2 protein-coding genes are annotated in these 1,486 nt (G+C 52.8%); both read right to left on the reverse strand.

Going from position 1 to position 1,486, the window contains the following annotated elements; genetic code table 11:
- Nucleotides 1-864 (reverse strand): TCR/Tet family MFS transporter (locus HMPREF7215_RS06890; RefSeq protein ID WP_009165034.1); only part of this gene is annotated, 864 nt, incomplete at its 3' end.
- Nucleotides 865-936: 72 nt separating this feature from the next.
- Complete coding sequence (locus HMPREF7215_RS06895; RefSeq protein WP_002456141.1) at nucleotides 937-1,368, reverse strand: Cro/CI family transcriptional regulator; 432 nt, start codon at nucleotides 1,366-1,368, stop codon at nucleotides 937-939.
- Nucleotides 1,369-1,486 lie beyond the last annotated feature (118 nt).

Below are 1,486 nucleotides of genomic sequence, written 5' to 3' on the forward strand. Positions count from 1 at the left end.
CGCGTCGGCCGCCATGCCGGCGATAATGGCCTGCTTCTCGCCGAAACGTTTGGTGGCGGGACCAGTGACGAAGGCTTGAGCGAGGGCGTGCAAGATTCCGAATACCGCAAGCGACAGGCCGATCATCGTCGCGCTCCAGCGAAAGCGGTCCTCGCCGAAAATGACCCAGAGCGCTGCCGGCACCTGTCCTACGAGTTGCATGATAAAGAAGACAGTCATAAGTGCGGCGACGATAGTCATGCCCCGCGCCCACCGGAAGGAGCTGACTGGGTTGAAGGCTCTCAAGGGCATCGGTCGACGCTCTCCCTTATGCGACTCCTGCATTAGGAAGCAGCCCAGTAGTAGGTTGAGGCCGTTGAGCACCGCCGCCGCAAGGAATGGTGCATGCAAGGAGATGGCGCCCAACAGTCCCCCGGCCACGGGGCCTGCCACCATACCCACGCCGAAACAAGCGCTCATGAGCCCGAAGTGGCGAGCCCGATCTTCCCCATCGGTGATGTCGGCGATATAGGCGCCAGCAACCGCACCTGTGGCGCCGGTGATGCCGGCCACGATGCGTCCGGCGTAGAGGATCCACAGGACGGGTGTGGTCGCCATGATCGCGTAGTCGATAGTGGCTCCAAGTAGCGAAGCGAGCAGGACTGGGCGGCGGCCAAAGCGGTCGGACAGTGCTCCGAGAACGGGTGCGCATAGAAATTGCATCAACGCATATAGCGCTAGCAGCACGCCATAGTGACTGGCGATGCTGTCGGAATGGACGATATCCCGCAAGAGGCCCGGCAGTACCGGCATAACCAAGCCTATGCCTACAGCATCCAGGGTGACGGTGCCGAGGATGACGATGAGCGCATTGTTAGATTTCATACACGGTGCCTGACTGCGTTAGCAATTTAACTGTGATAAACTACCGCATTAAAGCTTATCGATGATAAGCTGTCAAACATGAGAATTCTCTGACGAATAATCTTTTCTTTTTTCTTTTGTAATAGTGTCTTTTGTGTCCCCCTGTTTTGAGGGATAGCAATCCCCCAATTTGAGGGATGTTTTATCCCTCGTTTTAGGGGATTTTCCCTCGTTTTGAGGGATGCACCATTCTGAGATGTTTTTATTTGGTCCAAACATGCCGCCTTGCTGCTTGATAATATTCATTCTGACGAGTTCTAACTTGGCTTCATTGCACCGTTTGACAGGTAACTTTGTAATCTCGCTAAGTTGAGAATCGGTGATTCTGTCCATTGGTTTATTCCACCCATAGGTTTTACGCAGAATGGCAAGCAGCACTTTAAACTGTCGCTTGGTCAGATCTTTAGCTGTCTTGGTTTGCCCAAAGCGCATTGCATAATCTTTCAGGGTTATGCGTTGTTCCATACAACCTCCTTAGTACATGCAACCATTATCACCGCCAGAGGTAAAATAGTCAACACGCACGGTGTTAGATATTTATCCCTTGCGGTGATAGATTTAACGTATGAGCACAAAAAAGAAC

The organism is Pyramidobacter piscolens W5455, assembly GCF_000177335.1.
In the GTDB taxonomy this organism is placed as follows: Bacteria; Synergistota; Synergistia; order Synergistales; family Dethiosulfovibrionaceae; genus Pyramidobacter; species Pyramidobacter piscolens.

Excerpts from the sequence above, each read along its gene's own strand:
- HMPREF7215_RS06895 (WP_002456141.1), bottom strand. The coding sequence starts at position 1,368 with ATGGAACAACGCATAACCCTGAAAGATTATGCAATGCGCTTTGGGCAA.